This window comes from Protofrankia sp. Cas8 (assembly GCF_963555845.1).
Classification (GTDB): domain Bacteria; phylum Actinomycetota; class Actinomycetes; order Frankiales; family Frankiaceae; genus Protofrankia.
The window spans coordinates 1-7,830 of the sequence record NZ_CAUVXI010000238.1; the positions used below are offsets into that span (position 1 = coordinate 1).

Consider the following 7,830-nt stretch of genomic DNA (forward strand, 5'->3'; position numbering starts at 1 on the left):
GCACGAGGCCTGTTCCCATCCCGTCGGCGGTGACGGTGCGCTGCCGGTCACGGAGGACCTTGAGGTTGAAGGGCTTCCCGGCGTCTACCTGGCCGGTCCGGGAAATTTTGTCCGACTTGGAGCAGCCAACCCGGCGCTTACCATCATCGCCATGTCGCGTTGGCTCGGCGATTCGCTTGCTGCTTGAGATGCACGCCACCCGGTAACCCGTAGCGTCCGATCCGGCCCCGGCCACCCCGCCGGCGAGGAGGTTGACAATGTCCAAGCTCGCGATCTTCGGTGGTACGCCGGTCACGGACGAGCCGTTCCCGACCTGGCCAAGCCTTGCGCCCGAGAGCATCGAACGGGCGATGGAGCCCCTTCGCACCGGTCGGGTGAACTACTGGACCGGCGAACTGGGCCAGCGATTCGAGGCGGAGTTGGCCGCGTACCTCGGCGCCGACCACGCCATCACCACGAACAGCGGAACGTCGGCATTACATACCGCGCTGGCCGCGCTGGGCGTCGGACCAGGGGACGAGGTCATCTGCACGCCGTACTCCTTTATCGCCTCGGCCTCCTGCGTGCTGCAGGCGGGTGCACTGCCGGTTTTCGCCGACGTCGACGAGTCGCATACGCTCAGCGCGGCCGACGTCGAGAAGAAGATCACATCTCGTTCCCGAGCGATCATTGTCGTCCATCTCTACGGTGTCGTTGCAGATCTTGATCCGATCATCGATGTCGCCAGGAAACACGGTTTGTTCGTCGTCGAGGACTGTGCGCAGAGCATTGGTGCGACCTACAAGGGGAGGAAGGTCGGCACGGTCGGCGACGTCGGCTGTTTCAGTTTCTGCCAGAGCAAGCATTTCACCACCGGTGGTGAGGGTGGCGCGATCGTCACCGATGACGAGAATCTGAGCTGGGAATGTCGTTCTCTACGGGATCACGGCTATGACGTGGCCAGGCGCATGGGGCTCATGGAGTTCGGACCGGAGTACATCCATCGGCGCGTGGGCTTCAACTACCGGCTCACTGAGATGCAGTCGGCCATCGGAAGTTCTGAACTCGCCCGCCTCGACTCGTGGAACCTTCCCCAGCGTCGCGCCAACGGCCGCCAGCTGACCGAGGCTCTGCGGGACCATCCGCTCGTGATACACGCCCCCGTGGACTCGCAGGAGCGGGAAAATGCGTTCTGGTGGGCGCCCTTCGTGCTCGACTCCGAACGGCTGTCGGTTCCCGTCGCGGAGTTCGCCGCAGCCATGACCGCGGAGGGTGTGCCCTACACGACGGTTCAGCTGTCGGAAATGTATCGGGAGCGCGTCTTCGTCGAGAACAAGGGCTTCGGGAAGCTGAACTACCCGTTTGACGACCCCAATGCCACCCCGATCGACTATTCGAAGACGAACTGCGCCACAGCACGCTGGCTCGCGGCGCGGACGCTCCCGTTCTACACCCACCCCGTCTACACCCAGCGGCATATGGAGCAGTACATCCTTGCCTTCGAGAAGGTGGCGGCTGCTTTCTACACGGAGACTCCGACGGGCGCAGCATGAGTGAGTTCAGGTTCTGAGGCTCCGAGTGCGCGGAAAGGACCAGCGATCGCGCACTCTTCGGCCTGGAGGGCCAAAGGGCGCGTGACGATCGTCAGATCGCGCGCCCGGAGGCCACAGTCCCGGAGCACTACTGGGTCAGCCTCCGCGACCGGTGCGCTTCGGGCCGGTGATGCTGTTGCCGAATTCGTCGATCAGGCCGGCACGGCGTAGCGCGTCCGCGAGCGCACCGGTCGGGACGCTTGATTCCCCACGACGGGGGCGGGGTTGGGCACCACGGGGTTGGGCGCTACCGGGTTGTGTATCGCGGGGCTGGCCACTGCGAGGTTGTGCACTGCGAGGTTGTGCACTGCGAGGTTGGCCACTGCGGGGTTGTGCCGCTGCGCGGGGTTGTGCCGCTGCGCGTGGTTGTCCGCCGCGAGGTGCCCCGCCACGGTCCCGGCGCCCGGCGTTCGGCGGGCCTGCCTGCTCACCGCGGCGCTCGGCGTCGTCATCCAGGCGCAGGGTGAGTGAGATGCGTTTGCGGGGAATGTCGACGTCGAGGACCTTCACCCGCACGATGTCGCCGGACTTCACCACGTCCCGAGGGTCGGCCACGAAGGTCTTCGACATCGCCGAGACGTGCACGAGGCCGTCGGAGTGCACGCCCACGTCGACAAAGGCACCGAACGCGGCGACGTTGGTGACCACCCCTTCCAGCACCATGTCGGGGGTGAGATCGGCGAGGGTGTTGACACCGTCGGCGAAGGTCGCGGTCGCAAACGCCGGGCGCGGGTCACGGCCAGGCTTCTCCAGTTCCGCCACGATGTCGGTGACCGTCGGCAGGCCGAAGGTGTCGTCGACGAAGTCCGTGGGCCGCAGCGCGCGCAACAGCGCGGTGTTGCCGATCAGGGCCGTGAGCTCGCCGGCGGTCGACGTCAGGATGCGCCGGACCACCGGATACGCCTCCGGGTGCACGCTGGAGGCGTCGAGCGGGTCGTCCCCGTCCCGGATGCGCAGGAAGCCGGCGCACTGCTCGAACGCTTTCGGGCCGAGCCGTGGGACGTCGGTGAGGGCCCGGCGCGAGCGGAACGGGCCGTTGGCGTCACGGTGGCGCACGATGTTCTCCGCGAGCCCGCCGCCGATGCCCGAGACTCGGGTCAGCAGCGGGGCGGAGGCGGTGTTGACGTCGACGCCGACGGCGTTCACCGCATCCTCGACGACCGCGTCCAGCGAGCGGGACAGTTTGATCTCGGAGAGGTCATGCTGGTACTGGCCGACCCCGATCGACTTCGGGTCGATCTTGACGAGTTCGGCCAGCGGGTCCTGCAGACGGCGCGCGATCGACACCGCGCCGCGCAGCGACACATCCAGTTCGGGTAGTTCACGGGAGGCATACGCCGAGGCCGAGTAGACCGAGGCGCCGGCCTCGGAGACGACGACCGTGGTGAGCGACAGGTCGGGATGCAGCCTGGCCAGGTCGCTCGCGAGCTTGTCGGTCTCCCGGGACGCGGTGCCGTTGCCGATCGCGATCAGATCGACGCCGTGCTGGGCCGCGAGGCGGGCCAGCACGGCGATCGACTCGTCCCAGCGCCGCCGCGGTTCGTGCGGGTAGATCGTTTCGGTGGCCACGACCTGACCGGTCGCGTCGACGACCGCGACCTTGACACCCGTGCGCAGGCCCGGATCGAGACCCATGGTCACCCGGGCGCCGGCGGGCGCGGCGAGCAGGAGATCGCGCAGGTTGACGGCGAACACCCCCACCGCGGTGTCCTCGGCCGCCTGCCACAGACGCATCCGCAGGTCGATGTCGAGGTGGACGAGGATGCGGGTGCGCCAAGCCCAGCGCACGGTGTCCACCAGCCAGCGGTCGGCCGGGCGGCCCAGGTCGGCGACGGTGAAGCGCTCGGCGATGGTCAGCTCGTAGGCACTCGGCGCGGGGGTCTCCCGCGGTGCGGCCTCCTCGACGGCCTCCTCCGGCTCCAGCGTGAGGTCGAGGATCTCCTCCTTCTCACCGCGGAACAGCGCGAGGATCCGGTGCGAGGGCAGCTTGGTGAACGGCTCGGCGAAGTCGAAGTAGTCGGCGAACTTGGCGCCGGCATCCTGCTTGCCCTCGCGTACCCGGGAGGTGAGCCGGCCCCGCGACCACATCCGCTCGCGCAGGGTCCCGATCAGGTCGGCATCCTCGGCGAACCGCTCGACCAGGATCGCGCGTGCGCCGTCCAGCGCGGCGCTGACGTCGTCGACGCCGCGCTCGGCGTTGACGAACGCTGCCGCGGCCAGCTGCGGGTCGAGGGTCGGATCGTCCAGCAGCGCCTGCGCCAGCGGTTCCAGGCCCGCCTCCCGGGCGATCTGCGCCTTGGTACGCCGTTTGGGCTTGTACGGCAGGTAGATGTCCTCGAGGCGCGCCTTCGAGTCGGCGGCCATGATCTGCGCCTCGAGTGCGTCGTCCAGCTTGCCCTGCGAGCGGATGGACTCGAGGATCGCGGTGCGGCGCTCCTCCAGCTCACGCAGGTACCGCAACCGCTCCTCAAGGGTGCGCAGCTGCGCGTCGTCGAGCACGCCGGTCGCTTCCTTGCGGTAGCGGGCGATGAACGGCACGGTGGCCCCGCCGTCGAGCAGGTCCACGGCCGCGGTCACCTGGCCCTCACGCACGCCGAGCTCCTCGGCGATCCTGCGATGAACCGACGTCGTCACAATCTTGATCCGCCTTCGCGCTGGGGTCCGAAGTCTTCGTGACCAGCTTGCCTGATCGTCAGGCCCGCGTACGCGGCAGGTCGCGCAACGCGCGCAGTAGCTTCTCGTAACCGCGACCGTCGAAAAGATCGACAGGCTGCCAGGGTCGGAGCAGATCGGGGATGTCGCAGACCTCCAACCGCACCGGAATGATGTATGTCGCACCTTCGGGCTGTTCGCTCGCCGTATCGAGCGCGAACCGGATCGTCTTGTGCAGGAAGTCTCTCCTGCTCGTCGCGTTCGCGCTCAGGCACACCAGGACGGCGGCGGACTCCCTGATTACCTTCCTGACCAGCGGCTCCCGCTCCTTACCGGGAGGAATGCCCTCGTCGTCGAGCCAGGGCGCCAGCCCATCATTTCGCAGGCGATCATATAAGGCGCGTACACGTTCCTGATCGTGCTTGGAATAGCATAGAATAATTCGCTCGCTCGCGGGGCTGGACTGCTCGACCGCACGCGCCGGTCTATTGATGATCAATTGTGACCGGTGGTTGTCGATCTCCGCAGTTGGTGGATTATCATGCGTGATGTGGTGACGGCCGGCGATCGAGGTCAGTACGGGATTGGCCGGGTACAGGTCAAGCGCCGCTTCGAGCAGGCGGTGGTAGGGATCGACGACGATGCCGTTGTCCAGCTCGGCGAAAACCTGGTGCCACCAGTGGACGGGTATCGTGCCCTGCCAACCGGGGCGGTATCCTCGCGGATAGCCGATCCGATCCAGCAGCATTCCGGTGGCGCCCTCCGTTCCGGCGATCTTTGCGCAGGTGTCCAGTAGATCCCGGCGCTCGTCGGCCGAGAGCCGTAACTGGATCGGCCGACCAGTCCCGTCGCCCATCCTGAACCTCCGTCCGGTTTCAGGAATCCTATCCGGGCTCCCGGTGCGGTCGCGGCGCCCGGGTCGGGGACGGATGGGGCTGGACGACCGGGGCGGGTGGGGTGGTATCGCGGTGGCGCGAACCCGTAAAAATACGCAGAACTGGCGGCCTGCTGCGGCTACGGTGAAGGTTTCTGGCTCTCCTGACGTCATCGCGGGTGCGATTGCCGAAACCAATGGTTGGCCGGTTATTGCCGGTCGGTAGGTGGTTGGTGGATGTCGCAGGTTGCGTCCACGTGCCAGACTCTGATGTTGGACAGTGAGTCCGTTCCACGAGGGGGCTATGATGATCGATTCAGAAGTGATGCATATTCCCGGCTGGCGCGGCGGCGACGGCAACGGCGCTTATCTCGACAAGACGCTGCGGCACCAGCCCATCGAGCTGTCACTGGACGACAGCGTCAGCGGGAGTACCTTACGTAGTTTATTCGGACGGGCGCTGGGCGCGTCCTTCTTCAGTTGGCTCATATTCGGTTTTCTCTCGCTGTTCGTCTTGGTAACTGGCAGTGAGTCGGCCGCGGCCGGCATCGGGACCCTCGGCGCCATCGTGGCCGGGATCGTGTTCTGGGTGGTCCTGCTGTTGTCGCGGCTCACCGAGCCCATCGCCGAGTGGCGGGTACTGCTGGAGGACAGGACCGCCAGCGCGGAATCCACGTACAGCCAGATCGCCGGCTCCCTGCGCGTCCGCCAGATCCCGCTCGCCCGGACGGTCCGCCGCATGTACACCGGCATCGGCGCCGGGAATGTCAGTAACCGGCTGGTGCTGACCGAGGGGCACTACTCGGCCTACGTGTCGGTGTTCGGCTACGGCACGAGCCTCTATCTCGGGTGGATGATGTGGCGCTCGCGCCGTGGCTACGCCCTGATCGGAAAGTTTCTGGCTGATCTGGTCAACGGGATGCTCGGCAGGATCGATCCGGAGACGATCATGTTGCGTACCGAACGGCCCAGGGCGATGCGCGAGGCCGTCCATGCCGCATGCCGGGAAGGACTCTACGTCGCGATCGAGGGGCAGGACGTGCCCATCGCATTCGGTTTCCCCCACGGCCTGCCGCCGATCGATGCCGCCGGTCCGACCCCGCCGGATCCGCTGGGCCCGGGAAACCTCGACTTCGGCGGGCGGCCGGGCGTCGGCCAACCTCCGTACCCGCAGCCGTACCCGCAGCCAGCCCCGCCGGCACCCGGTGCCGGTGACCAGCCCTGGCCCAGCGGTGACGAACCGCCCTACCAGCCGTGAGTTCGGACGCTGCCGGGCAGGACGGGGTCCTTCGACAGTCCGTCCCGGACGGCACCTGGGCGTGGGTGGGGGTCCGGCTCGCACCGATGACACCCACGGTGGGCTCGGGCCTGTACACCGACCTGGGTGAGCCTCGGCGGCGTGCCGACGCATTCACCGCGGAGGTGGCGTGGGTCAGCGCACAGCAGGAGATCGCCACCGGGCCGGCGCCTGCCGCCCGGCCGCGTTTCGACCTCCGATACCTCAGTGACCCCCGGTCGGCAAGCGTGTCCTGCGCGTTGCTCGGGCGGGTATTCGCTCACAATGACACCGCGGCCACCGACGCGGCGCTCACGTTGCGGGCGCGGTTGGCGGCCGTACCGCGCCATGTCCAAGCCAGGCCGATTCTCGACGCGGCGGAAGTCCAGGGTTGGCTCGCGCCGATCGGGCTGCACCCCGACGGGCTGGTCGAGATACGGAAACGGCTGACCCACAGTCGGTGCAGCCGGCCTGAGCCTGTGGACCCGAATTTCGGGCGCCCGTTCTGCTTCGCCATGTCCGCGTTCATCGGGGGCGACCGTTCCTGGGAACCGCTCTGGCTGGCGCTGGCGCAGCAGCGGCAGCCGACGCTGATCAGTGTCTGCCTCGAACCGTACGCGGTGGGAGACCGGCTCCGATACGAGCTCGCCAAGCTCGCCGGGCAATACGCCGCCCTCGCGAGGGAGATACCGGCCACGCAGTTCAGAGGACGAGTGCCGGCCGATGCCTTCGCGATCGAGGCGCAGCCGCTCTACGCCGAGGCGGTGCGTCGCTACACCGACCGGGCGTATCGCATCCGGGTCTCGGTGGCCTCCGCCGGCCCGCTGGCTCCGGCGTTCGGCGAGCTGCTCGCGGCGACCATCTCGCCGCCGGTGCGCGACGGCGCCTTCGGGGGCGGTGGGGCCGTGGCCCGGCGACCGCCGCCGGAGGACATCAGGCCAGCGTGGGTCAATATCACCACCCTGGGTCGTGAGTGGCTCGACGCGACATACCGGCAGGGCTCGCCGCCGGGTTTGCTCAACGAGCCGGAACGCATCCTGTGCGAATTAGTCGATGTTCCAGAAGCCGCCGTGGCTTTTCGTTTCCCCTACGAGGTCGCCGGTCGTCCACGACTGTTCGACCTTCGCGAGCGGGCGGCCATCGAGGCCGCCGACCGGGCGGCCCGCTCGACGGTCTTCCTGTGTCACGCGGAGGATGACGGCGCGGCGGCGGCCAACCTGTACACCCACCTGCGATCGGACGGATTGCGTGGCCTGTGGCTCGAGGCTGAGAACCTCGGCGCCGGCCAGGACCGGCAAGAGGAGATCAAGAAGGCGATCGAGCGAAGCCGGGCCGTGGTCGTGTGCCTGTCGAGCGCCGTGTCCAGGCCCGGTTCGGTCAACCGGCAGATCGCCTGGGCGCTTGACGTGGCCATGGAACAACCGCAGGGGGCCGTTTTCATGATTCCGGCGCGCCTT

At 67.7% G+C, this 7,830-nt stretch carries 5 protein-coding genes and 1 pseudogene; 4 read left to right on the forward strand and 2 right to left on the reverse strand.

Going from position 1 to position 7,830, the window contains the following annotated elements; translation table 11 throughout:
- A pseudogene (locus U9977_RS23705) lies at positions 1 to 187 on the forward strand (GMC family oxidoreductase); the annotation flags it as partial.
- A gap of 70 nt (positions 188 to 257) precedes the next feature.
- Positions 258 to 1,532: a DegT/DnrJ/EryC1/StrS family aminotransferase gene (locus tag U9977_RS23710; protein ID WP_322751496.1), complete on the forward strand. Its 1,275-nt coding sequence runs from the start codon at positions 258 to 260 to the stop codon at positions 1,530 to 1,532.
- A gap of 135 nt (positions 1,533 to 1,667) precedes the next feature.
- Here U9977_RS23710 and U9977_RS23715 read toward each other — a convergent pair whose 3' ends face one another.
- Together U9977_RS23715 and U9977_RS23720 are read right to left on the reverse strand one after the other, a co-directional pair.
- Positions 1,668 to 4,205, reverse strand: coding sequence for a Tex family protein (locus U9977_RS23715; RefSeq protein WP_322751497.1), 2,538 nt, complete (start codon positions 4,203 to 4,205; stop codon positions 1,668 to 1,670).
- A gap of 58 nt (positions 4,206 to 4,263) precedes the next feature.
- The gene (locus U9977_RS23720; RefSeq protein WP_322751498.1) at positions 4,264 to 5,079 is read right to left on the reverse strand and encodes a toll/interleukin-1 receptor domain-containing protein; all 816 of its coding nucleotides are present in this window, start codon (positions 5,077 to 5,079) and stop codon (positions 4,264 to 4,266) included.
- A 325-nt stretch (positions 5,080 to 5,404) separates the two neighbouring features.
- On the opposite strand from U9977_RS23720, the gene U9977_RS23725 reads away from it, so the two are divergent.
- Together U9977_RS23725 and U9977_RS23730 are read left to right on the forward strand one after the other, a co-directional pair.
- The gene (locus tag U9977_RS23725) at positions 5,405 to 6,355 is read left to right on the forward strand and encodes a hypothetical protein (RefSeq protein ID WP_322751499.1); all 951 of its coding nucleotides are present in this window, start codon (positions 5,405 to 5,407) and stop codon (positions 6,353 to 6,355) included.
- A partial coding sequence (locus U9977_RS23730; protein ID WP_322751500.1) for a toll/interleukin-1 receptor domain-containing protein occupies positions 6,352 to 7,830 on the forward strand: 1,479 nt, incomplete at its 3' end. The genes U9977_RS23725 and U9977_RS23730, both read left to right, overlap by 4 nt.